A 22,485-nucleotide genomic window follows, 5' to 3' on the forward strand; every position below is an offset into this window, starting at 1 on the left:
CGGCGGGGGCCGCGGCGCTATCGGCGCGCGGACGCCCTCCGGCGGCGCCGGACCCCGCCGCCGGACGCGCGGCGGCGGTCGTCGCGGGCGCTCTCGCGCGGGTCGAGGCCGATCCAGATCCGCACCTCGGTGCCGCCGAGCACCGAGCGGCCGATCCGTACGTCGCCGCCCGTCGCCTCGGCGACCCGTCGGACGATGTCCAGGCCCAGGCCCGTCGAGCCCACCCGTGCGCCGCTGTTGCCCCGGGCGAGGGCGGCGGCCGGGTCGGCGATGCCGGGACCGGCGTCCGAGACGAGCACGATCACGGCGTCGTCGCCGTTGTGGACGTCCACCGAGAACGCGGTCCCCTCGGCCGTGTGCCGGAACACGTTGCCCAGCAGCGCGTCGAGCGCGGCCGCCAGTTCGGGCCGGGCCACCGGGATGCGCACCGGCCGGTCGACGCCCGCGAGACGCACCTTGCGGCCCTCGTCCTCGGCGAGCGCCGACCAGAACGCCATGCGCTCCCGGACCACTTCGGAGACGTCGCACCCCGCGCCCGGGCTGTTCGCCGCGGTCTGCGGCTTGGCCTGCCGGGCGGTGCGGATGATGGTGTCGACCTCGCGCTCCAGCTGGGCGACGGCCGCCCTGGTCTGCTCGGCGGCGGCACTCTCGCCGAGCGAGGCGGCGTTGAGCCGCAGGACGGTCAGCGGGGTGCGCAGCCGGTGCGAGAGGTCGGCGGCCAGCTCGCGCTCGTTGGCGAGCAGCTGCACGACCTGGTCGGCCATCGAGTTGAACGCGACGGCCGCGGAGCGCAGTTCGGGCGGCCCTTCCTCCGGCACCCGCGCCCCGAGGCGGCCCTCGCCCAGTTCGTGGGCGGCGCCCGCGAGACGCTGGGCGGGCTGCACCATGCGGACGCCCAGCCGGTCGGCGACGGCCACCGACCCGACGATCAGGGCGAGACCGACGCCGGCGAGCACGAGCCAGGCGGTGGTCACGCCGTTGGACACCTCGCCCTCGGGCACGTAGATCTCGACGACCGCGATCTGCCCGGTGCCGATGGCGGTCGGCTGGAGCAGCGCGGAGCCGCCGGAGACCTCGGTGATCGAGGCGCGTCCGATGCGCCGGACGGTGTCGAGGTCACGGGCGGCCGCCCGGCGGATGCCGATCTCCAGCGGCACGCTGCCCAGTTCGCCGGAGGCGGGGATGTGCACGGCCATCCGCCCGACGGCGCCGGCGGGGGTCGACTCGACCGCCCGTTCCAGCATCTTGCGCTCGGTGGTGACGGTGAGCGTGGGTCCGATGGTCGCGGCCTGGCGCTCCGCGTTGGAGAAGGCGCGGTCGCGGGCCATCTCCTTGATGACCATGCCCAGCGGGAGGGCGAAGGCCAGCACGACCATGACGGTGACCGCGAGCGACACCTTGACCAGGGCCCATCTCATGACGGGAGTCCGTGCGGCGGCTCCAGCTTGACCCCGACGCCGCGCAGGGTGTGCAGGTACCGGGGGCGCGCCGCGGTCTCGCCGAGCTTGCGGCGCAGCCAGCTGAGGTGGACGTCGATGGTCTGGTCGTCGCCGTAGCTCAGCTGCCACACCTCGGCGAGCAGTTCCCGGCGCGGGACGACGACGCCGGGCCGCCCGGCGAGGAAGGCGAGCAGGTCGAACTCACGGCGCGTCAGGTCCAGCGGTGCGCCGTCCAGTTCGGCCTGGCGGCGCAGGGGGTCGATGGAGAGTCCGCCGACCTGGATGACCCCGCTCGGCGGGAGGTCGCCGGCCGCGGAGCGGGCCCGCCGCAGCACGGCGGCCATCCGGGCGGACAGGTGCTCCACGGAGAAGGGTTTGACGAGGTAGTCGTCGGCGCCGTCGTTGAGCAGCCGCACGATCTCCGCCTCGTCGTCGCGCGCGGTCGCGATGATGACCGGCACGTCGGTGATGCCGCGGAGCATCTTCAGGGCCTCGGCCCCGTCGAGATCGGGCAGACCGAGGTCCAGGACGACCACGTCGAACCGGACGTGGGCGACCTCGCGCAGCGCCTCCAGGGCCGTGCCCACGCTCCGCACCGTGTGGGATGCGTCCGTCAGGTGCCGGATGAGGGCGGAGCGCACGAACTGGTCGTCCTCGACCACGAGCACACTTGCCATGGGCCGCACCGTACGCCATCCGGAGTACACCGGTCCCCCCACCGGGTGATCGGGACACGCGGGGCGCGTGTGGTGCACTATGGCCCCGATGAGCAGAGGACTCGTGCATGCACTCGCGTGGTCGCTGTCCACCGGTGCCGCGGTGACGCTGTCCTGGTGGGGGGTGCACACCGTCATGGCCGGGACGGCCTACGACCGGCCCCGGGCGCTGCCCATCACCGCCCAGGCCGCCACCCCCTCGCCGCCGGACACGCCTCGGCAGTCGTCCACGCACCGGCCGCCGCCGGACGCGGAAGCCTCGCCGTCGCCGGAGCCCTCGCCGTCCGCGCCGCCGGACCGCCCGGTCCCGAGCCCGTCCACCACCCCGCCCCGGACCCCGTCGTCCCCGGCCCCGGCCCCCGGTACGGCGTCGGGGAACGTCAAGGGCTACACCGTCGACGGCGGACGGGTGGTCTTCGACATCGGGACGGATTCGGCCGAGCTGGTGTCCGCCACCCCGGAGGCGGGCTGGCAGATGCAGGTGTGGAAGCAGCCCAGCTGGATCCGGGTGACGTTCACTCAGGAGGGGCGCGAGGTGTCGGTCTTCTGCACGTGGAACGACCATCCGCCGATGGTCCAGTTCGACGAGCGCTGACCCGCCGGGGCGGCGGACGCGGGGGCGGTCCGCGCGGGGCGCCGCCCGGGCGGACGCGGACGGCCGCCGGACACGGGCCCCGGACCCGCACCGGCCGGACACGAGGCCGCGGATTCCCAGTGGCGGGTACCGGGCCCGCGGGCTACCGGCTACCGGCTACGTGAAGACCTCGGCGGGCGGTGCGGGTGAGTCCTTGGCGCTCGCGTCGCCCACAGCCGCCGCACCGCCCGTGAAGTCGGCCAGCGCGCGGCCGTGTTCGACCCGGCCCGCGAAGGGGTCGCCCGCGACCCGGCGGGTGAGTTCGGCGCAGGGCAGCTCCGTCTCCGACGCCAGCAGCACCGCGTTGCCGAAGCGGCGGCCGCGCAGCACCGTCGGATCGGCGGCCACGGCGAGATGACCGAAGGCGGTGGCGGCGGTGGCGATCTGGGCCCGCAGATGCGCGAGCGGGGGGCCGTCGGCGATGTTGGCCGCGTAGTGCCCGCCGGGGCGCAGCGCCCGGACGACCTCGGCGAGGAATTCCGTGCTGGTCAGGTGGGCCGGCGTACGGGCTCCGCTGAACACGTCGGCGATCACCAGGTCCGCCCAGCCGTCCGGCACCTTGGCGAGACCTGCCCGGGCGTCCTGCGCCCGCACCCGGATCCGCGCGTTCGGGTCCAGCGGCAGCCGGGTGCGCACCAGCCGCACCAGGGCCTCGTCCCGCTCGACGACCTGCTGGGTCGACCGGGGCCGGGTGGCCGCGACGTAGCGCGCCAGCGTGAAGGCTCCCCCGCCGAGGTGCACGACGTGCAACGGCCGCCCCGGCGGGGCGATCACGTCGATGACGTGGCCGAGGCGGCGCTGGTACTCGAAGGACAGGAACGCCGGGTCGTCGAGGTCCACGTGCGACTGGGGCGCCCCGTCGATGAGCAGTGTCCAGGCGCGTGCCCGCTCGGGGTCGGCCACGAGCTCGGCGACGCCGCCGTCCACCTGCTCGGCGACCGTCTCCGCGTGCCCGCTCCCGCCCCGTCTGCGCCTGCCCATCCGCCCATTATCCCCGGCCCCCGGCGGGCCGGCCCGCCCGGCGCCCCTCCCCGAGGGGCGGCGTGTACGTCCCGGGCGGGAGCCGCCGTCGTGCTCGTCCCGGACGCCGGTCCCGTGCATCGCCGCCCCTGCCGCCTGCCCGTCACCCGGGAGTCAGCGGCACACGCGGGGCTCGACGAGCACGGGCCCGCACATCGTCCGGCGGGTCGGCGGGCGGCGGCGTGCGGATCGGCCGCCCGGTGCCCGGCGGCGCCGAGGTGCGGGTCCGGTATCGGTTCCGACCCGCGCGGGAGCGCCCGCGGCGACGGACAGGCCACGGCTGCGGGGCAGCACTCGGAGAACGCAGGACGGCGGCGCGGAGGAGGCACACGAGCCCGGCCGCAGCGCTCAGCAGCAGCTGTCCGCGGCCTCGATCAGACGGGCCGCCTCCCCCAGCGCCTCCCGCAGCACCGCCGGGTCGGTGACCGGAGCGGCGGCCGCGTCGGCGCCCGGGGGGAGCAGCCAGCCGGAGCCGGTCACCGGCGGCTCCGCCGGGACGCCCGGGATGCGCAGGCCGCGCCCGGAGGTGCGGGTGCAGGCCGAGCCGGGCACGTCCCATCCGTCGGCGGTGCCCGGGGGCACGAGGAAGCCGAGGGTGTCGCAGGCCCCGTCGTGCAGCACGGGCCCCACCCCGGGCGCCGCCTGGGCGCGGCGCAGGATGTCCACGGCCTCCAGGCCCTGACGGGCCGGCACGGTCACCAGGTCGCAGGGGGCGGCGGGCGGCATGCCGATGTCGGCGGTGGGCCGGTGCCGCGGGGTGGTCGAGGACGCGGTGGCGTGTTCGGCGCACCCGCGGCGGTCCGCGCCGCCGGCACCGGCTCCGGCGCCGGACGCGCCGTCGACCTCGTAGACCTCCACCACTGGGATCCCCTCCTCAGCCGAGTCCCGTACAGAGGCACGTACGGAGCCTCCGGGAGGTTCAACGCCCGCGGCCGTCAAGGGCTACGGCGGCACGCCGCCGCAAAGAGTGGCGGTTCATGGCAGATCGACGGCGACTTGTCCGCTTTTGCCACCAAACCCCGTGTGAGACGCCTCTCACAGCAGGTACGTTCATGCCCCGCCGGACCACGGCTGTACAAGAGAGGGAACGGCCATGGCGTCGTCGTCTCGCACACCGGGCGCACCGAACGCCCGCCCCGCACACCCCAACCCGGTCTTCCGCCGCCTGCGCGGGTCGAGGTCGCCGGGCGAGTTCGCGACGGCCGTGCGCAGGGCGGCCCGCGAGATCGGGGAGCAGGTCTCGTGCGACGCCCGCTACATCGGGCGGGTCGAGTCCGGCGAGATCCGCTGCCCGAACTACGCGTACGAGCGGGTCTTCCTGCACATGTTCCCCGGCCGGACGCTCACCGATCTGGGCTTCGCCGCGCGGGAGGACGTCCGCGGCCGGGGCCGCGGACCGGCCCCGGCGCCCGCCGTCGCACCTCATGCGCCGCACGACGGCGTCCCCCGCACCGCCGCGCCGGACACCCCCGACGCCCCCGTCCCCCACAGCCCCCACAGTGACATCGACGAGGAGAGCGACGTGCTGCGTCGCGCGTTCATGATCGGCGGCACCGTCACGGCGGCCGCCACCCTCGGGCACGGGCCCGAGTCCGTGCCCGTCCAGCGCAGGCGCCGCGTCGGCGACGCCGAGGCCGAGGCCGTCGAGGAGGCGGTGCGGCGGATCCGGCTGCTGGACGACCGGCACGGCGCCGACGGCCTCTACCAGCAGGCCGCACAGCCGCTGCGCGCCGCCTACGCGCTGCTCGACTCGGGCACCGCGGCCCGCGCCTCCACCGCGCACCGGCTCCAGGCGGGAGCCGGCGAACTGGCCATCTCGGTGGGCTGGCTGGCCCACGACTCGGGGCGGTTCGCCGAGGCGCGCTCGCACTACGCGGAGGCCCTCGCGACCGCCCGGGTCGCCGGGGACCCGGGGCTGGAGGCCCACGCGTTCTGCAACACCTCGTTCCTGGCCCGGGACGCCGGCCGGTACCGGGAGGCGGTGCGCACCGCGCAGGCGGGCCGGCAGGCGGCGCGGGCGGTGCGCTCGTCGCGGCTGTCGGCGCTGCTGGCGCTGCGGGAGGCGGGCGGCTGGGCCGGACTCGGCGACCGTGCGAGCTGCGAGCAGTCGCTGGCACGGGCGCACGGGCACTTCGCCCGGGGACCGGCCGCCGCCGACCCGGAGTGGATGTCCTTCTTCGCCGAGCCGGAGCTGGAGGCGCTCCAGGCGCAGTGCTGGTCCGCGCTCGGCGACTGGGCGCGGGCGGCCCGGCACGCCCGGCGCGCGGCCACCCTCCAGGACCACCGCTTCACCCGCAACCTCGCGCTCTACCGGGCGGAGCTGGCCTGCGACCTGGCGCGGGCGGGGGTCCCGGACGAGGCCGCCGCCGCGGGCGACCAGGTCCTCGCGCTGCTGGGCCATGTGCGGTCGTCCCGTATCCACGCGATGCTCGCGGACACCGCGGCGGTGCTGCGCCCGCACCGGGCGGCGGCCGGGGTCGGCGGGTTCCTGGAACGCTACGAGGGAGCCGCCCTGCGGGCCTGACCACCGCACACGCCGCATCCACCGGCACCCACCGCGCCGGGGCCCCCGCCGCCCCGTCCCCGGATGCCGGGCCACCCCGCCCGGACGGCACGGCCCGGGGCTCAGACCTCCATGTGCCCGGTGTCGTTCCACCGCTCCACGGCGGGCTCGCCGTACGCCCAGGACAGGACCGACAGGCTGGTCGGGTCGAGGCGGATGCGCGCGCCGAAGACGATGTCCTGCCCGAGCCAGCGCGCGCCGATCGCGCGCAGGATGTGCCCGTGCGCGAAGACCAGCACGTCGCGGTCGGCCGAGCGGGCCCACTCGACGACCTCGTCGGCGCGGGCGGAGACCTGGGCGAGGGTCTCCCCGTCCGGGACGCCGTCGTGCCACAGCACCCACCCGGGGCGCCGGGCGTGGATCTCGTCGGGGGTCAGCCCCTCGTAGGCGCCGTAGTCGTACTCCATCAGGGCGTCCCAGGGCTCCGCGCGCTCGCCGAACCCGGCGATCGCGCAGGTCTCCGAGGCCCTGAGCAGCGGGCTGGTGCGCACCTCGGTGCCCTCCAGGCCGGACCAGGGGGCGCGGTGCAGGCGCTCGCCCAGCAGCTTGGCGCCGCGGCGGCCCTCCTCCAGCAGCGGAATGTCGGTCCTGCCGGTGTGCCGGCCGCTCAGCGACCACTCGGTCTGGCCGTGGCGGGCGAGCAGTATCCGCGGTGCCATGAAAGGTTCTCCCGGGTTTCACGAAGGTGCACGGGTGTCACGGGGTGACACGGGCCGGCCCCGCGATGCGGGTGCGCGGAATTCACGAGGACGTCCTGTTCCATCATCCCGCACCCCACCGGCAGGCAACCTGGGGGACGATCTAGGCGTCCCACACGGGGAACCCGATCAGGGCCCCCACGCCGACCGGAGACGGAGACCGCACGGATGCCGCATGCCGCACAGCACCACCGGCCCCGCTGGTGGACCGAGCTGATGCTGATAGCCGTGGTCTACGCCGCGTACTCCGCCGGGCGCCTGCTGGCGCGGGGCGACGTGTCGACCGCCGTCGACAACGGCCTCGCGATACTCCGGGCCGAGAAGGCACTCTCGCTCAACGCCGAACACCCGCTGAACCGTCTCTTCACCGAGACGCCGGCGATCGGCATACCCGCCGACTTCGTCTACGCGACCCTGCACTACCTGGTCACCCCGCTGATCCTGGTCTGGCTGTTCCGCCGCCGGCCCGCGCACTACCGGGCGGCCCGCACCTGGCTGATGGTCTCGACCCTGCTCGGCCTCGTCGGCTTCACGCTGATGCCGACCTGCCCGCCCCGGCTGCTGGACGCGGCGCACGGCTTCGTCGACACCATGGCCCAGTACAGCTCCTACGGCTGGTGGGGCGCGGAGGCGAGCGCCCCGCGCGGCCTCGGCGGCATGACCAACCAGTACGCGGCGATGCCGAGCCTCCACGTCGGATGGGCGCTGTGGTGCGGTGTGATGCTGTGGCGCCACGGGCGCACGCCCGCCGCGAAGGCCGCAGGCGTCTTCTACCCGCTGCTCACCACCGTCGTCGTGATGGGCACCGCCAACCACTACTTCCTGGACGCGGTCGCCGGAGCCGCCGTGATGGGCGCCGGCCTCCTGCTCGCGCCGCACGCCATGCGGCTCGCCGATCGCGCCCTGCCGCGGCTCGCCGCTCTCACCCGTCTCCCGGGCCTCGCGGGGCCGGCCGCGCGGCGCCGCGAGGCCGCTCCGCCGACCGTTCCCGCCCCCGTTGTCGGTGGCGGATGCAAGACTTCCGCGGGTGAGCGAATCCCCGGACAGCGCACCTCCCCCGAAGGCGCCGACGACAGCACTCAGGCAGCGGCTCGCTGAGCTGCGCGGACCCTCCGCACAGCCGCATCCGCTGGACGCCCGCGCCCTCGCGGCCCTCGCCGCCAACCCCGGCTGCCGCCGCCGCGCCCTGCTCGACGGCGCCGGTGTGGACAAGTCGGCGCTGGCCGAGGCGCTCGGTTCGCCGTCCGGCTTCGGCCAGTCGCAGTTCGCGTTCATGCGGGGCAACGCCTTCGAGGCACGGGTGAAGGCCGACGGCGGCAAGGAGCTGATGCGCCTGCTCGGCCTGGACGACCCGGGCCGGGTCCGGGTGCCCGACCTCACCGCCCCGGGCCCCCAGGGCCGGGCGGCGCGGACCGCCCTGGCGCTGCGCGAGGCGGTGGAGGCGGGCGGTTTCACCCTGCTCGACCATCCGATGCTGGTCCTGGAGGTCGCGGGCTCCCCCGCCTATCTGGAGCCCGACGCGGTGGTCGTGCACCCCGACGGCCGGTGGACGGTGGTCGAGATCAAGTCGTTCCCGATGGTCGACGCGTCGGCGGACGCCGCCAAGGTCGGCGCGGCCGCCCGCCAGGCGGCGGTCTACGTGCTCGCGCTGGAGCACGTCGCCGGGCGGACCGCGGGCGCGTCGGTGGCGCACAGCGTGCTGCTGGTCTGCCCCAAGGACTTCTCCAACCTGCCCACGGCGTCCGTGGTCGACGTGCGCAAGCAGCTCTCGGTCACCCGCCGGCAGCTGGCCCGGCTGGCGCGCGTCGAGGACATCGCCGCCGCGCTGCCCGAGGGCGTGACGTTCGACGTGGCGGCGTGCTCGGCGGCCGAGCTGACCGCCGCCGTCGAACAGGTGCCGCACGCCTACGCCCCCGAGTGCCTGGCCGCGTGCGAGCTGGCCTTCCACTGCCGGGAGCGGGCCCGGCTCGCGGGCGCCGTGGAGGCGCTCGGCCGCAGCGTCCGGGGCGAGCTCGGCGGACTGACCACCATCGGGGAGGTGCTGGCCGCCGCCCGCGGCGAGGCGGGCGACCCCGACGACCCGGCGGTCGCCGCGCTGCGCAGGGCGGGGGCGCTGCGCGCCGAGGCGCTCTCGGCCGCCGGCTCCGTGCCCGCCGCGCGGACCGCCGGGCCGCGGGAGGACGCCGTATGTCGCTGATCGCCACGCTCGCCCGGCTGGAGGCGGTCGAGACGGGTCGCGCCCAGCCGCTCGCGACGGTCCGCCACCGGCGTCTGTCGGACCGTCCGCTGGTGCTGGTGCCGCTGACGACCGCGGGCGAGGCGGGCGCCCCGCTGGGCGCCCTGGTGGGCACTGACCCGGCCGCGCCCCGGCTGCTGGTCGTCCCGCAACCCCGGGACCGCGACCTGCGCTCCGCGTTCCTGTCCGACCTCGCCGAGGTGGTCCTGCCGCATCTGGAGTCCTACGCGGACGACGTCGAGCCCGCCGAACGGTCGGAGACCGACCCGGAGACGGGCAAGCGGGTCAAGGTCGAGACCGAGCTGTGCGCCGACGCGCCGCAGCTGATCGTGCCGAGCCGGGCGGGCGTCGAGTACGTGCGGCTGCTCGGGCGCTCGATGCGGTTCCGCCGCACCGCCGAGCAGGACCCGGACACCCCGTACCCCGCGCCCGCCCGGGTGCCCCTGCTGGGCCGCTGGTTCACCCACTACGCGGAGCGCTCCCGGGTCCCCGGCTCCTCGCTGCTGCTGGCCGCGACCGACCTGCTGAACCGGCACTGGGCCACCGGTCAGTCCTCGCTGGAGGACCAGCACCTGGGCGCGCTGCTCGCCTGGGTGGACGTTCCCGAGGGGGCGTCCGGCGCCGGGGCCGCGCTGCGGGCCGAGCTCGCCCGGGACGGCGAGGGGCAGCTGCTGTGCCCGCCGGCCGGGCCCGCCACCGACCCCGCGTTCGACAACCGGCTCCTCGCCCCGGCGATGGAGCGGTTCGACCGCGCCCGCCGGCTGCTGGCGGCCGCGGAGGACGGCACGAGCGCCGACGACCGCCTCGGCGAGCTGCACCGCGCCGAGCGGGAGATCCGGCGGCTGATCGCGTCCCAGCTGAAGCCGACCTGGGACGCGGTGTGGCGGGCGGTGGAGCTGCTGCGGGAGCTGCCGGAGGGCGCGCGCGCCGCCGACCGCTGGACGCGCGACCGCTGGTCGTTCACCGGCCACCGGGACAAGGTCAGGGCGGGCGAGCCGCCGCAGCCGCGGCGCGACGACGCGGTGACCGCCGCGCAGAAGCTCGCCGCCCGGGAGACCGCCCAGGCCCAGCTGGACGCCCAGGAGGCGCTGGACGACCCGCTGGTGCTGGCGTCGCACCGGCTGCGCGGCGAGGCGTTCACCGCCGAGGTCCTCGACGTCGAGATGGCCTGGTCGGAGTCGAAGCGCCCGACCCCCCGGCCGCTGGTCACCGTCGCCACCGACGACCGGCCCCAGCTGGGCGGGCGGATGAAGGTCTACCGGTCGCTCGACGGCCGGCCGCAGACCGCCGAGTTCGTGCGGGCGGAGGCCGAGGGCGTCCTGGTGCTGCGCCTGACCGACCGGATGGGCCGCTCGAAGGAGCCCGCCGAGGGTTCCGTGCCGGTCAAGGGGGACAGGATCGACTGGACGCTGTTCGAGCACGACCAGCGGGGCGGCCCCAAGCTGCCCGACCCGGACGAGACGCCGTGGACCCACGGCGGCCCGCCGCGTTCCGACACCGCCGAGACCCCCGACACCGTCACCCCGGAGGACCTGCTGTGACGCCCGCCCCCTCCGCTCCCGAGGCCGCCGTGTTCGACCCGTCCGCGGCGGCGGGCCTGGCCACGGACCGGATCCTGCACGACACCCTGCACGGCGACGCCCGCGGGGTCGTCGTGGACTCGCCCCCGGGGGCCGGCAAGTCGACCCTGGTGGTGCGCGCCGCCCGGGAGCTCGCCGCGGCCGGACGCCCGCTGATGGTCGTCGCCCAGACCAACGCCCAGGTCGACGACCTGGTGCTGCGCCTGGCCGCCAAGGACCCCGATCTGCCGGTCGGCCGCCTGCACTCGCACTCGGGCGACGGGACCGCCCCGTACGACCCGGCGCTCGACGCACTGGACAACGTCCGCACGTCGGCGAAGGCGGCCGATCTCGCCGGCCTCGACATCGTGATCTCCACGGCCGCGAAATGGGCCCATGTGCAGGGCGTCGAGCCGTGGGGCCACGCCATCGTCGACGAGGCGTACCAGATGCGCTCGGACGCGCTGCTCGCCGTGGCGGGTCTGTTCGAACGGGCGCTGTTCGTGGGCGATCCCGGCCAGCTGGACCCGTTCTCGATCGTCGGCGCCGAGCAGTGGGCGGGGCTGTCGTACGACCCGTCGGCCAGCGCGGTCTCCACGCTCCTCGCGCACAACCCGGGCCTGCCGCAGCACCGGCTGCCCGTCTCCTGGCGGCTCCCGGCGTCGGCCGCGCCGCTGGTGTCGGACGCGTTCTATCCCTACACGCCCTTCCGCAGCGGGACCGGGCACGGCGACCGGCGGCTCTCCTTCGGCGTGCCGTCCGACGGTTCGGGACCGGACCGGGTCGTCGACGAGGCGGCCGTCTCGGGCTGGGGGCTGCTGGAGCTGCCCGCCCGCCGCACTCCGCGCACCGACCCGGAGGCCGTGCGGGCGGTGGCCGCGGTGGTGCGGCGGCTGCTGGACCGGGGCGGTGTCACGCACTCGGAGCAGTCGCCGGACCCGTCCCCGCTCACGGCGGACCGGATCGCGGTCGGCACGGCCCACCGCGACCAGGCCGCGGCGGTGCGCGCGGCGCTCGCCGCGCTCGGGGTCGCGGACGTCACGGTGGACACGGCCAACCGGCTCCAGGGCCGCGAGTACGACGTGACGGTGATCCTCCACCCGCTCTCGGGCCGCCCGGACGCCACCGCGTTCCATCTGGAGACCGGGCGGCTGTGCGTGCTGGCCTCGCGCCACCGCCACGCGTGCATCGTGGTGTGCCGGGAGGGTGTGGGGGCCCTGCTGGACGAGCATCCTTCGACCGAGCCGGTGCAGCTGGGCGTCTCGATCAAGTTCCCGGACGGCTGGGAGGCGAACCACGCGGTCCTCGCCCACCTCGCCGAGCACACGGTGCGGTGGGAGGGCCCCTGAGGGAGTTCCCCGGGCGCCCTTGCGGGGCGCGGGACAATGGATGACGGTCCGGGGCGTCCGCCCCGGACCGCGAGGCGAGGAGGAGTACGGACATGGCGGACCCCGAGCGGACGACCGAGCGCAGGATGCGGCCGGCCCCGCTGCTCTTCGAGCCCTCCGAGGCCGCCGCCGACCCCGAGCACTTCTTCGACCTGGAGTCCATGGAGGACCCCCGCGAGCTGCTGGCCCGCGCCACGGAGCTGACCCTGGCCTTCCGCGCGGCCGCCGACCGCGCCACCGAGTACCAGGCGATCGCGGCGGCCCAGCTGGCCGACCCCCGCCGCTTCGACCGCCTGACCCCGGCGGACGTCGGCGAGCGCGCGGGCTGGACCGAGGACTACGCGAAGAAGATGATCGCCTTCGGCCACGACCTGCTGAAGGAAGCGGGCTGACCCGGCCGTCCCGGCCCGCCCGCGACACCCTCCGGCGCACCGCTCCGGTGCCCCCGGGCGGGGCCGGCCCCGCGGTCCGCGGCCCGGCACGATACTCCTCCCCCGGCGCCGGCGTCCCCGTTTCCGCGAACCCTGCGGAATCACTCCATCACTCCGGGTACACCTGGTGGGCATGAGCGCATGGCTGCGGGAACGGGACCAGAGGACGGACACGGACATCGCCGCGCTGCTGCGGGGGGAGGGACCCGGGCAGGCGGCCTCGGTGACCCCGCCGGGCGCGGGCTGGCTCGCCTCGGCAGAGACGTTTCCTCGCTCGACGCTGGCGCACTGGGAGACCCGTCCGGCCGCGCCCGTCGTACTCCCCTGCGGCACGGTCTTCGACGTGGTGAACGTGCCCTCCACCTTCGGGCGGCGGATGCTCGACCGCCTCTGGGGCGAGGGCCCCGGCACCGGCCCGGTGGCGGTGCACCGGGGGCGGATGATGCTCTTCGCGACGCCCGGCACGGCCCAGCGGCTCCCGTCGCTGCTGCACTGGGAGGAGTGGGGCGACGCCGTCCCGCCGCTCATCTGCCACGGCGCGGGCGACGCCGTCACCGTGCCCCCGCTGACCCCCGCCGAGTCCGCCGCGGCACCCCGCTGGCTGGTGGCCCCCGACACCCGGCACCCGTGGCTCCCCGGCCCCGAAGTGCTGCTCTGGGCCTGCGTCCGGGCGGCCCGTACGCATGAAAGGCCCGTGGTGCGGGTATCGATTTTTCCTCCCGCCGACCAGGGTGCTAATGTCTACGACGTCAGCAGGCGCCGCTAGCTCAGTTGGTTAGAGCAGCTGACTCTTAATCAGCGGGTCCGGGGTTCGAGTCCCTGGCGGCGCACAGACGGAGAGAGCCCCTCGCGCGAGCGGGGGGCTCTTTCGTGTCCGCACCACGGCGTCACTCCGTCGTGATCTTGACCGTCCAGGCGCCCGTGGGCGTCCGGTCGGCCACCTCCACCCGGGTGCGCCCGCCGCCGTCGCCCCGCAGCGTGAAGGTCTCGCCGACCTGGAGCGGGGCGTCGGCCAGCGGCGGATAGACCGACCGGTCGCCGCAGGCCTCGGTCTCCGGGTGGGTGTCGACGACCTCGACGGGGCCGCCGCCGGAGGCGGAGTCGCCCTCCACCCGGTACAGCAGCACGCCCTCGGTGCAGGTGAACTCGTCGTTGCCGACGGCGGACCGCGCCTCGACGGCGAGGGCACTGTCCGGTCCGGTCCGGACGACGGCGAGCCGGGTACCGACGCTGCCGCCGCGCACGGGCGCGGCGGCGAGCGGTTCCAGCGTGACGATCTCCCCGCTGCCCGGCGGTCCTGCGGGGACCCGGGCCGTGGCGTCCCCGTTGACGCAGCGGACCTCCGCGGCACCGAGCCAGCCGAGTTTCCACTTGTGCCAGCCGAAGAGGTCGGGGGCGAGCCCGAACTGGCTGCCCATGACGTCCCAGTCGCCGACGTGGGTGTCCCAGTCGCCGTCGCCGTCCATCGGCCGGTGGTAGAGGTCGGGCAGGTCGAAGACGTGGCCGGTCTCGTGGGCCAGCACGTTGCGGTCCGGGGGGTGGCGCTCGAAGACGGTGACCACCCGCCGGATGTCGGCACCGTCGGCGTTCAGCGGCCGGTCGAAGTTGACCACCTTGGTGGCGTCGGAGTCGACGCCGGGGGCGTCCGGGTCGGCGACCAGGTAGACGATGTCGTACGCGGAGAAGTCGACCCGGTCGTCGGCGGCCGCGATGGCGTCCTTGAGGTAGGCGGTCCGCCGCTCCGGCTCCCAGTCGCGCCGTATGTCGTAGGTGACGGACGCCTCGGGCATCCGGACCCACTCGGTCTGCGGGTGGGCGCGCAGCGAGAAGGTGCCGTAGGAGGCGCGGTGGAAGAAGTCGCTGGTGGCCGGGAAGTGGTCGGCGGCGAGCTCCTCCGGCGTGTTCAGCGGTACGGAGTCCGGGAACGAGAGGAAGATCATCACCGCGTCGAGCCCGCCGGCCGGCTTGGGGTAGGCGGTGTTCCAGGTGTCGAGACCGAGCGAGTGGTGGGCGGAGGTGCGCGGCAGGGCGCAGGGACCGGCGGCGGAGTGGGCGATCGCGGGGCCGGCGACGAGGGAGGTCGCGGTGAACGCCATCAGGGAGGTGAGCGCGGCGGCGGCACTGCGCGGGCGCACCCGTTCCACTCTCTCGGGTGTTCCGTCGGACGCCTGCTGACCCTCCACATGGACCTCCGGCTCGGCAATGCTGGATGCCCAACCCACCTTGTGGTGTTTTGCGAGGGTTCGCCTTGTTCCGGTGCCCCACCCGGGTGACCGGGTGCACCGGGTGGCCGACGGGTGGCGACACTCCGACGACTCACGGAACGTCACATTCGGTCGCACCGCACGCGACCCCGGTCATGACCCGCGCAGAAACGATCGAGCACCCCCGGAGCCCGGCCCCCGACGGGGGGAGCACGCTGGAACGGCCGGCTCGGCAGCCTCTATGATCGGCACACTTTCCCCGGGTTCTGCCGGTTTTTTCTCCGCCGGACGCCTCGGGTGACCATCCCCCGACCACTTGTGTACGACCTTGTACGACACACGCATCCCGGGAGTGAGCGGTGAGCGGAACCTCCGACGGAGCAGGCCCCGCGGGCGTCGCCGTCCCTCAGAGCCTCCGCCCGATGACTACGGAAGGTCACCTTCAGGCCCTGAGTCAGGCGGAACGACGCGACTACCGCGCCGCGTTCAACGCGGCCCAGATCGCCATGGCCGTGATCGACGCCGAGGGACTCGTCGTCTGCGCCAACGAGGCGCTCGGCGCCCTGCTCGGCGTCCGCCCGGCCGACCTGCGCCGGCGGTGCGCGGCCGACCTCGTGGGCCTCGGCTCGGACGGCCGCACCTGGGACGCCTACCACGAGGTGCTGCGGGGCCACCGCTCACGGTTCCGCTGCACCCGGCGGCTGAAGCAGCACGACGGGCGCCCCCTGTGGGCGGAGGTCACGGTCGCCCCGGTGCCCGGGACGGACGACGTCCTGCTGACGGTCACCGACGTCAGCGACCGGCGCGAACTGCACGCCAGGCTCCGCCATCTGCAACTGCACGACCCCGTGACCCGGCTGCCCAACCGCGCGCTGTTCTTCGAGCGGCTCACCGCGGCACTGGAGTCCTCCCCGTACGACCACGGGTCCACCGGCCGCATCGGACTCTGCTACCTCGACCTGGACGGGTTCAAGGCGGTCAACGACACCCTGGGGCACCGCGTCGGGGACCGGCTGCTGACCGCCGTCGCGACCCGGCTGACCGAGTGCGCCGCGGGCGACCGCGCCCACGGCGGAGGCCATCTGGTGGCCCGGCTGGGCGGGGACGAGTTCGCCGTCCTGGTCGAGGACTCCACCGGCACCGAACAGCTCGCCGACCTCGCCCGCGGCCTGCTGGCCGCGCTCGAGCAGCCGTTCGACCTCGCCGGGGAGCGGGTGTCGGTCTCCGCGTCCATCGGGGTGGTGGAGCGCGCGGCGGCGGACACCTCGGCGACCTCGCTGATGCAGGCCGCGGACACCACGCTCTACTGGGCGAAGGAGGACGGCCGCTCGCGCTGGACCCTGTTCGACCCGGAACGGAACGCGAACCGGATGACCCGTCAGGCGCTGGCCTCCACGCTCCGCCCCGCGGTGGAGCGCGGGGAGTTCGCGCTGGAGTACCAGCCGCTCGTCGGCCTCGCGGACGAGGTCACCCGCGGTGTCGAGGCGCTGGTGCGCTGGAACCACCCGCAGTTCGGCACGCTGACGCCGAATCGGTTCGTCGCGATCGCCGAGGAGGAGGGTTCGATCGTCCAGCTCGGCCGGTGGGTGCTGCGCACGGCGTGCCGCCAGGCCCGGCAGTGGCAGCTCGACCACCCGGACGTGGAGCCGCTGTTCGTGTCCGTCAACGTGGCGGTGCGCCAGGTGTGGGACTCCGACCTGGTCGCCGACGTGGCGGAGATCCTGGCCGCGACCGGCCTGCCGCCCCGGCTGCTCCAGCTGGAGCTCACCGAGTCGGCGGTGATGGGTTCGGCCGGACGGCCGCTGCAGGCGCTGCGGGCGCTGAGCGACATGGGCGTGCGGATCGCCATCGACGACTTCGGGACGGGGTACTCCAACCTCGCCTATCTGAGCCGGCTCCCGGTCTCCGCGCTGAAGCTCGACGGAACGTTCGTCCGGGGCTTCCAGGACGAGACGCACGCGAACCCGGCCGACGAGACGATCGTCGAGGCCATGGTGGAGCTGGCGCACCGGCTGGGCCTGACGGTCACGGCGGAGTGCGTCGAGACCTCGGGGCAGGCGTCGCGGCTCCGGCGGATCGGCTGCGACACCGGGCAGGGATGGCTGTACTCGCGGGCCGTGGCGCCGGAGCGGATCACCGAGATGCTGGGCGCGCTCGACCGCCACGCGGCCACGGCGGGCTGATCACCGCCACGCGGCCGCCGCGGGGCCGGCCGGGCGCGCGGCCGACCGACCGCGCCGCGGCCGCGTGGCGGTCACCCGGCCACGACGCCGACCGCCCCCGCTCGGGTTGGTTACCGGGCGGGGGCGGTGGCCTGTGGGGGGCTCAGGGGTCGGTGTCAGCAGGCTCCCAGGTCCTGCCAGACACCCCACTCACCCGTGGTCCCCGGCTCTTCGCCCTGGGTCCACCACTTGGCCTTCCAGGTGTGGCCCTTGTGGGAGACCTGGGCGCCGCCGGTGTACGCGGTCGCCTTCGCCCACGCGGCCGCGGTGCAGCTGCCGGCCGGCGGGGTCGTCGGAGGCGTCGTGGTGGGCGGGGTGGTGGTGGGCGGGGTCGTCGTCGGCGGGGTCGTGGTGGGCGGGGTGGTGGGCGTGCCGCCGACCGCGGCCACGATCTGGTTGAACAGCGTGGCGTTGGCGTCGAGACCGAGCAGGGAGTACATCATCGCGCCGCCGAGGCCGCGCTCCTTGGCGTACGCCGCGCGGGCGTCGATCGCCCGCTTGTCGAGGCCGGTGAAGAACTCGCCGTCCTTGTAGAAGTACGAGGCCTTGGCCGCGTCGTCCCAGAAGGTGGTCGCCGGGTTGTCGACGATGCCGCCGAGCTCCTTGTAGTGGGCGATGCCGGCCTGCTGGCTGAGCGGGCGGGCCGCCGAACCGCCGGTGGCGCTGCCGCCGAGGCCGTTGTTGGCCGCCGGGACGCCCTTCCAGCCGCGGTAGTAGAACTCGTAGCCGAGGGTCAGCTTGTTCGCGGGGAAGCCGCCGGTGATGCCGTACGCCGCGTTGCCGTCGATGTAGGCGTCGATGGCGCCGTCGACCGAGTACTTCTCGGTGCCCGGGGCGATCGGGTCGGTCGGGTCGGACGCCGGCGAGTACAGCGGGGACTGGTGGTACGCGGGCCCGTCGCCGTCCCAGGCGCCGTGCATGTCGTACGTCATGATGTTCGCGTAGTCGAGGTACGCGCCGATCTTGTCGGTCTCCAGGTACTTGATCTTGTCCTGGCCGGCCGGGAGGGCCGCGGTCAGCATGTACTTCTTGCCGCCGTTGGCCGCGCCGTGCGCGTCGAGCTGCTTGCGGAACTCGGCCAGCAGCAGCGTGAAGTTCTGCTTGTCCTCGGGGCCGTAGTGGTTGCCGAGGTGGCCGCCGCTGGAGCCCGGGTACTCCCAGTCGATGTCGATGCCGTCGAAGATCCCGGCGGCGGTGCCGGCGCCGCCGAAGCCGCCCTCGACCGGCAGGTCGCCCTGGATGTACTGCTTGATGCAGGACGAGACCAGCTTCTTGCGGCTGGCGTCGGTCTTGGCCGCGTCGTGGAAGTACTTGGAGTACGTCCAGCCGCCCAGCGAGATGTTGATCTTCAGGTGGGGGTGCTTCGCCTTCAGTTCCTTGAACTGGTTGAAGACGCCCACGATGGGCTGGTTCCAGGTGTCCCCGACGCCGTCGACGCTGTCGGCGGCCGCGAAGGACTTCTGGTAGTCGGCGTACGAGTCGCCCGCGCCGTCACCGGCGTTGGGGTTGTTGTCGTCGCCCGCCGCCTTGTTCGCCATGAAGCAGGTCAGGTCGGTCGGGTGGATGTTGCCGAACGAGTAGTTGATGACGTCGAGCTTGGCGGCGATGCCCCGGGTGTCGAGGTGCTTCGGGTAGAAGGCGTTGCCGTAGACGCTCCACTGGTCGTAGTAGGCGATCTTGATTCCGCCCGAGGAGGCGGCGGCCTGGGTGGTGTCGTTCGCCTGGGCGGTGCCGAGTCCGGCGAATCCGGCCAGGGCGCCTGCGGCGAGCGCGGCGGTCGTGAATGCCGCGAGCAGCGGTCTGCGGGAGCGCACGTGCAGCCTCCGGGGTTGTGCGGAACGGGGGTCGAGCGGTCGGGCAGGAGCAGTGAAGCGATCCGGCCGACCCCGCGTCAATGGTCCGAACCAAATGAGGACTAGACCATTTTCGCCAAGAAAACCCTTGTCAGCGGCGTGCGTTGACCGAAAGAAACCGCCCGTCACGGCGGTGACGAGCGGTTTAAGGATGAGTTAAGGGGCCGCGCCCCGGCGGTTGACGAGTGAACCACCGGGGTCGGCGAAACCCAGGTTTTACCCGGCGCGGCCGGCCAGGGCGTCCGCTCCGGCGGCCGGCGGCAGCACCGGCAGGCCGTAGGCGTCCGCGATCAACTCGTAGCTGCGCAGCCGCACCTCGCCGCTGTGGGAGTTGGCGGTGATCATCAGCTCGTCCGCCCCGGTCAGCTCGCGCAGCGTGTCGAGGCCCGCCCGGACGGCGTCGGGGGTGCCGTGCACGATGTTCTTCAGCCAGCTGTCGGCGAACTCCCGCTCCACGGCGGTGAACGGGTACGCCTCCGCCTCCTCGGGCGTCGGGATCAGCCCCGGGCGGCCGGTGCGCAGCCGCAGCATCGACAGGGCTCCCGTCAGGACCTGGCGGCGCGCCTCCCGCTCGTCCTCGGCCGCCAGCGCGGCCACGCCGATCAGCGCGTAGGGGGCGTCCAGCACCGCCGAGGGGCGGAAGCTCTGGCGGTACAGCTCCAGCGCCGGCACGGTGTTCTGCGCCGAGAAGTGGTGCGCGAAGGCGAACGGCAGGCCGAGCACCCCGGCGAGCCGGGCGCTGAACCCGGACGAGCCCAGCAGCCAGACCGGCGGCCGGGCCGGGGACTGGACCCCGCCCTCCGAGGTCGCCTGCACCGGTCCGGGCACCGCGTGGATCCGCGCGTAGGGGTGCCCGTCCGGGAAGTCGTCGTCGAGGAAGCGGGTCAGCTCCGCCAGCTGCTGCGGGAAGTCGTCCGCCCCCTCGTGGAGGGTGTCGGTGCGGCGCAGCGCCGCCGCCGTGGCGCCGTCGGTGCCGGGCGCGCGGCCCAGGCCCAGGTCGATCCGGCCCGGCGCGAGCGCCTCCAGCGTGCCGAACTGCTCGGCGATCACCAGCGGGGCGTGGTTGGGCAGCATGACGCCGCCCGACCCGAGGCGGATGCGCTCGGTGTGGGCGGCGAGGTGGGCCAGGATCACGGCGGGCGAGGAGGAGGCGACGCCCGGCATCGAGTGGTGCTCGGCCACCCAGTGCCGGTGGTACCCGCGGCTCTCGGCGAGCCGGGCGAGGGCCACGCTCGTGCGCAGGGCGTCGGAGGCGGTGCGGCCGCTGCCGACGGTGACCAGATCGAGCACCGACAGGGGTACGGGTGCGGAGCCGGCCGCGACTCCACGGATCTCGTCGCCTGCCGCGTCCCTTGCGTTCACCGGTGGTCCTCCTGAGTGGTCGTGCGTACTCCGCCGCACAACAGGAGGCCATCTCCGTTTATTCCCGGCCGCCCCGCGGCCGGGTGGAGCGCCGCCCGCTCCCGGCCGGCGGGTCCGTGGACCGGGCCACGGGCGTGGGGACGGGCGGCGGACGGCGGGGCCGCGGAGCTCAGTCCTTGCGGGCGAACAGCGCGCCCAGGTCGTCCGACCAGGCCCCGTGCCGGTCCGCCAGGCGCAGCCCCTCCCAGACGGTGACCTGGTTCGCCGTGAGGACCGGCTTGCCCACCGCCTCCTCCAGCTCCGGCAGCAGGGCCACCGTGTGCAGCGCCGTACCGGGCACCAGGACCGCCTGGGCCCGCTCGTGATCGGCGCCGCGCACCAGGTCGAGCACCTGCTCGCGCTCCCAGGCGGCGGCCTGGGACCGCGAGCCGACCCCGGCCGCGTGCACCGCCACCACCTCGATCCCGGCTCCGCCGAGGAACTGGGCGAAGCGCTCCGACACGTCCTCCGGGTACGCGGCGGCCACCGCCACCCGCCCGGCGCCGACCTCCCGGGCCGCGCGCACGAAGGCGAACGACGTGCTGGACGCCGGCAGCCCGGCCTTCACGGCGAGCTCACGGGTCTGGCCGTGTGCGCCGTCCCACCCGTGGACGAACGACCCGCCGGTGCTCGCCCACACCACCGACTCGGCGCCCGAGAGCCGCAGCTCCTCGACCCCGGCGGCGAGCCGCTCGGCCGAGCCGCTGTCCAGCAGCGCGTCCGGCGTGTGCGCGTCCTCGCCCGCCGCCGTGTGCACCACCGGCACGTTGACCCCGGTCAGCAGCGTCTCCATGCGGGGATAGTCGTCCTCCGCCGCGTGCCCCGGATACAGCAGTCCCACCGTCGTCATCTCACGCCCTCCTGTCCTTCCGGCCCGGCCGCGGACACCACCGCCCGCGCGACGGGCCTGATGGTCCATCAGCAGAGCCTGCTGGGGGCCGGCCGCGGTCGCGCCGATGGCGCGCAGGGCCGGCCGCAGCGTGACCTGGTTGGCGCAGACCGCTTCCCGTGCGGCCGGGCCGCGGACCGGCCGGTCCGCCGCACCCGCCGCCCGCGCCGCGTCGTCCGCCACGCCACGCCACCGACTCCGGCTCCGTCTGCGGTGCGGGCCCGGCAGGCCGCCGGGCCCGCACCTCTTTGCACTCGCGTGCCCGCCCCGGGACGGCGGCAAAACAGACGGACCCGTCCGGTCCGCGGACGGCCCCCGTCCGGCGCCGTCCGCCGGGGCCCCGGCCCGCCGCCCCCGCCGGCTCCGGGCACGCCCCGCCCGCGCGGCTACGCGGACGGACGGGGCGCGCCCGCGGTCAGGGGCAGGCCGCGCCGGTGGAGGTACACGATCTCCCAGACCGACACGCAGGTCGTGATCACGGCGGGGCCGAGGACCGCGAGGGCGTGCCCACCGGCCGGGTCGACGATCGCGATCGCCCACAGCGGCCACGGGGCGACCAGCGCGGGCAGCAGCGGATGGCCGTCCGCCGCGCGGAAGTGGTGGTAGTAGCCGACGAGCAGCACGGCCCCCAGGACCACGATGAAGAAGAGCCCGACGAGCACCCCCACGAAGGGGTTGGACGGGTCATCGGTGGCCAGCACGGCGGCGACCACGACCGCCGCCGCCACGGCCAGCGAACTCAGCGGGCGGCCCGCGCGCCGGGCCGTCCACGCCCGCTCCCCGGGCGGCGCCGCGGCCACCAGCACCAGGCAGGCGAGGGGTATGGCGACGGCGAGGGCGTAGAAGCTGGTCAGCCCGTGGCGCCAGGCGGTGGTGAAATCCGGCAGGGCGAACTCGAACGGGAAGACCACGATCAGCAGGAGCAGCAGTCCCCTGAGCCGGCCTGCCGCCCGCACCGTGGGGTCCTGCGGCCACAGGTCCCGTTTCGGGACGAACAGAGCGGACAACCACACGAGCCACATGACGCCCCCGCCTCTCCCCCTGCCGGCCCGGCCGCACGGGCCCCCGCCCGCCGCACACCGCCGGCTTCCCCAGTGTCCCGGCGCCCGCGGGTCCGGGACAGACCCCGCCGCCCTCCCGACCGCCACCCGACCGGAACACGCCCAGGAGGAGACCGGAACACCACCGCCCGGCATCCGGGGTGACGGCCCGCCACATGGCACCGGCCGCGC

At 75.1% G+C, this 22,485-nt stretch carries 19 protein-coding genes and 1 tRNA gene; 10 read left to right on the forward strand and 10 right to left on the reverse strand.

Features of this window, described 5'->3' with window-relative positions; translation table 11 throughout:
• Nucleotides 1-17: 17 nt before the first annotated feature.
• On the reverse strand, nt 18-1,418 hold the full coding sequence (locus IAG43_RS11200) for a sensor histidine kinase (protein WP_187740604.1): 1,401 nt from the start codon (nt 1,416-1,418) through the stop codon (nt 18-20).
• The gene (locus tag IAG43_RS11205; protein ID WP_187740605.1) at nt 1,415-2,116 is read right to left on the reverse strand and encodes a response regulator transcription factor; all 702 of its coding nucleotides are present in this window, start codon (nt 2,114-2,116) and stop codon (nt 1,415-1,417) included. The genes IAG43_RS11200 and IAG43_RS11205 overlap by 4 nt, the downstream gene beginning before the upstream one ends.
• 79 nt (nt 2,117-2,195) lie before the next feature.
• On the opposite strand from IAG43_RS11205, the gene IAG43_RS11210 reads away from it, so the two are divergent.
• Nucleotides 2,196-2,750 carry a hypothetical protein gene (locus IAG43_RS11210; RefSeq protein ID WP_187740606.1) on the forward strand — a complete coding sequence of 185 codons (555 nt, stop codon included), beginning with the start codon at nt 2,196-2,198 and terminating at the stop codon, nt 2,748-2,750.
• Nucleotides 2,751-2,906: 156 nt separating this feature from the next.
• On the opposite strand, the gene IAG43_RS11215 is transcribed toward IAG43_RS11210, so the two are convergent.
• Both IAG43_RS11215 and IAG43_RS11220 read right to left on the reverse strand, forming a co-directional pair.
• Complete coding sequence (locus IAG43_RS11215; RefSeq protein WP_187740607.1) at nt 2,907-3,770, reverse strand: spermidine synthase; 864 nt, start codon at nt 3,768-3,770, stop codon at nt 2,907-2,909.
• A 387-nt stretch (nt 3,771-4,157) separates the two neighbouring features.
• Entirely contained in the window at nt 4,158-4,535 is a 378-nt protein-coding gene (locus IAG43_RS11220; RefSeq protein WP_187744403.1) for a hypothetical protein, read from the reverse strand.
• 367 nt (nt 4,536-4,902) lie between these two features.
• Between IAG43_RS11220 and IAG43_RS11225 the strand changes: the two genes are divergently transcribed.
• On the forward strand, nt 4,903-6,333 hold the full coding sequence (locus IAG43_RS11225) for an NsdA family TPR-like regulatory protein (RefSeq protein ID WP_187740608.1): 1,431 nt from the start codon (nt 4,903-4,905) through the stop codon (nt 6,331-6,333).
• Nucleotides 6,334-6,434: 101 nt separating this feature from the next.
• Here the strand turns inward: IAG43_RS11225 and IAG43_RS11230 are convergent, their stop codons facing one another.
• A complete protein-coding gene (locus IAG43_RS11230; RefSeq protein ID WP_187740609.1) occupies nt 6,435-7,031 on the reverse strand; it encodes a histidine phosphatase family protein in 597 nt (198 codons plus the stop codon).
• A 207-nt stretch (nt 7,032-7,238) separates the two neighbouring features.
• Here IAG43_RS11230 and IAG43_RS11235 point away from each other — a divergent pair, with 207 nt between their 5' ends.
• The 7 genes from IAG43_RS11235 to IAG43_RS11265 all read left to right on the forward strand — a co-directional run bounded on the left by IAG43_RS11235 (nt 7,239) and on the right by IAG43_RS11265 (nt 13,514).
• Nucleotides 7,239-8,168 carry a phosphatase PAP2 family protein gene (locus tag IAG43_RS11235; protein ID WP_187740610.1) on the forward strand — a complete coding sequence of 310 codons (930 nt, stop codon included), beginning with the start codon at nt 7,239-7,241 and terminating at the stop codon, nt 8,166-8,168.
• The gene (locus IAG43_RS11240; RefSeq protein ID WP_187740611.1) at nt 8,098-9,267 is read left to right on the forward strand and encodes a hypothetical protein; all 1,170 of its coding nucleotides are present in this window, start codon (nt 8,098-8,100) and stop codon (nt 9,265-9,267) included. The genes IAG43_RS11235 and IAG43_RS11240 overlap by 71 nt, the downstream gene beginning before the upstream one ends.
• Nucleotides 9,258-10,847 (forward strand): hypothetical protein, encoded by a 1,590-nt coding sequence (locus tag IAG43_RS11245; RefSeq protein WP_187740612.1) that lies wholly within the window; start codon nt 9,258-9,260, stop codon nt 10,845-10,847. The genes IAG43_RS11240 and IAG43_RS11245 overlap by 10 nt, the downstream gene beginning before the upstream one ends.
• Nucleotides 10,844-12,214, forward strand: a complete 1,371-nt coding sequence (locus IAG43_RS11250; protein ID WP_187740613.1) for an AAA domain-containing protein — start codon at nt 10,844-10,846, stop codon at nt 12,212-12,214. The genes IAG43_RS11245 and IAG43_RS11250 overlap by 4 nt, the downstream gene beginning before the upstream one ends.
• Nucleotides 12,215-12,306: 92 nt before the next feature.
• A complete protein-coding gene (locus IAG43_RS11255; protein ID WP_187740614.1) occupies nt 12,307-12,645 on the forward strand; it encodes a hypothetical protein in 339 nt (112 codons plus the stop codon).
• 172 nt (nt 12,646-12,817) lie between these two features.
• Nucleotides 12,818-13,450, forward strand: coding sequence for a bifunctional DNA primase/polymerase (locus IAG43_RS11260; protein ID WP_187740615.1), 633 nt, complete (start codon nt 12,818-12,820; stop codon nt 13,448-13,450).
• Nucleotides 13,441-13,514: transfer RNA gene (locus IAG43_RS11265), tRNA-Lys, on the forward strand. Before IAG43_RS11260 ends, IAG43_RS11265 begins: the two co-directional genes overlap by 10 nt.
• Before the next feature lie 57 nt (nt 13,515-13,571).
• Here IAG43_RS11265 and IAG43_RS11270 read toward each other — a convergent pair.
• Complete coding sequence (locus tag IAG43_RS11270; RefSeq protein ID WP_187744404.1) at nt 13,572-14,780, reverse strand: M6 family metalloprotease domain-containing protein; 1,209 nt, start codon at nt 14,778-14,780, stop codon at nt 13,572-13,574.
• Nucleotides 14,781-15,310: 530 nt separating this feature from the next.
• Between IAG43_RS11270 and IAG43_RS11275 the strand changes: the two genes are divergently transcribed.
• Nucleotides 15,311-17,071, forward strand: a complete 1,761-nt coding sequence (locus IAG43_RS11275) for a putative bifunctional diguanylate cyclase/phosphodiesterase (RefSeq protein WP_425508588.1) — start codon at nt 15,311-15,313, stop codon at nt 17,069-17,071.
• Between the two features lie 155 nt (nt 17,072-17,226).
• On the opposite strand, the gene IAG43_RS11280 is transcribed toward IAG43_RS11275, so the two are convergent.
• From IAG43_RS11280 to IAG43_RS11295, 4 genes are all read right to left on the reverse strand, one after another.
• Complete coding sequence (locus IAG43_RS11280) at nt 17,227-18,924, reverse strand: glycosyl hydrolase family 18 protein (RefSeq protein ID WP_246574256.1); 1,698 nt, start codon at nt 18,922-18,924, stop codon at nt 17,227-17,229.
• Between the two features lie 255 nt (nt 18,925-19,179).
• Entirely contained in the window at nt 19,180-20,325 is a 1,146-nt protein-coding gene (locus tag IAG43_RS11285) for an LLM class flavin-dependent oxidoreductase (RefSeq protein ID WP_187740617.1), read from the reverse strand.
• Nucleotides 20,326-20,494: 169 nt separating this feature from the next.
• Entirely contained in the window at nt 20,495-21,214 is a 720-nt protein-coding gene (locus IAG43_RS11290; protein ID WP_187744406.1) for a maleate cis-trans isomerase family protein, read from the reverse strand.
• A gap of 425 nt (nt 21,215-21,639) precedes the next feature.
• On the reverse strand, nt 21,640-22,266 hold the full coding sequence (locus IAG43_RS11295; RefSeq protein WP_187740618.1) for a hypothetical protein: 627 nt from the start codon (nt 22,264-22,266) through the stop codon (nt 21,640-21,642).
• Nucleotides 22,267-22,485: the final 219 nt, after the last annotated feature.

The sequence above is a fragment of the Streptomyces genisteinicus genome (assembly GCF_014489615.1).
Classification (GTDB): Bacteria; Actinomycetota; Actinomycetes; order Streptomycetales; family Streptomycetaceae; genus Streptomyces; species Streptomyces genisteinicus.

Coding starts and splice junctions, on each gene's coding strand:
- IAG43_RS11200 (WP_187740604.1), bottom strand. CDS start 1,418: ATGAGATGGGCCCTGGTCAAGGTGTCGCTCGCGGTCACCGTCATGGTC.
- IAG43_RS11205 (WP_187740605.1), bottom strand. CDS start 2,116: ATGGCAAGTGTGCTCGTGGTCGAGGACGACCAGTTCGTGCGCTCCGCC.
- IAG43_RS11210 (WP_187740606.1), top strand. CDS start 2,196: ATGGCCCCGATGAGCAGAGGACTCGTGCATGCACTCGCGTGGTCGCTG.
- IAG43_RS11215 (WP_187740607.1), bottom strand. CDS start 3,770: ATGGGCAGGCGCAGACGGGGCGGGAGCGGGCACGCGGAGACGGTCGCC.
- IAG43_RS11220 (WP_187744403.1), bottom strand. CDS start 4,535: ATGCCGCCCGCCGCCCCCTGCGACCTGGTGACCGTGCCGGCCCGTCAG.
- IAG43_RS11225 (WP_187740608.1), top strand. CDS start 4,903: ATGGCGTCGTCGTCTCGCACACCGGGCGCACCGAACGCCCGCCCCGCA.
- IAG43_RS11230 (WP_187740609.1), bottom strand. CDS start 7,031: ATGGCACCGCGGATACTGCTCGCCCGCCACGGCCAGACCGAGTGGTCG.
- IAG43_RS11235 (WP_187740610.1), top strand. CDS start 7,239: ATGCCGCATGCCGCACAGCACCACCGGCCCCGCTGGTGGACCGAGCTG.
- IAG43_RS11245 (WP_187740612.1), top strand. CDS start 9,258: ATGTCGCTGATCGCCACGCTCGCCCGGCTGGAGGCGGTCGAGACGGGT.
- IAG43_RS11255 (WP_187740614.1), top strand. CDS start 12,307: ATGGCGGACCCCGAGCGGACGACCGAGCGCAGGATGCGGCCGGCCCCG.
- IAG43_RS11260 (WP_187740615.1), top strand. CDS start 12,818: ATGAGCGCATGGCTGCGGGAACGGGACCAGAGGACGGACACGGACATC.
- IAG43_RS11270 (WP_187744404.1), bottom strand. CDS start 14,780: ATGGCGTTCACCGCGACCTCCCTCGTCGCCGGCCCCGCGATCGCCCAC.
- IAG43_RS11275 (WP_425508588.1), top strand. CDS start 15,311: ATGACTACGGAAGGTCACCTTCAGGCCCTGAGTCAGGCGGAACGACGC.
- IAG43_RS11290 (WP_187744406.1), bottom strand. CDS start 21,214: ATGACGACGGTGGGACTGCTGTATCCGGGGCACGCGGCGGAGGACGAC.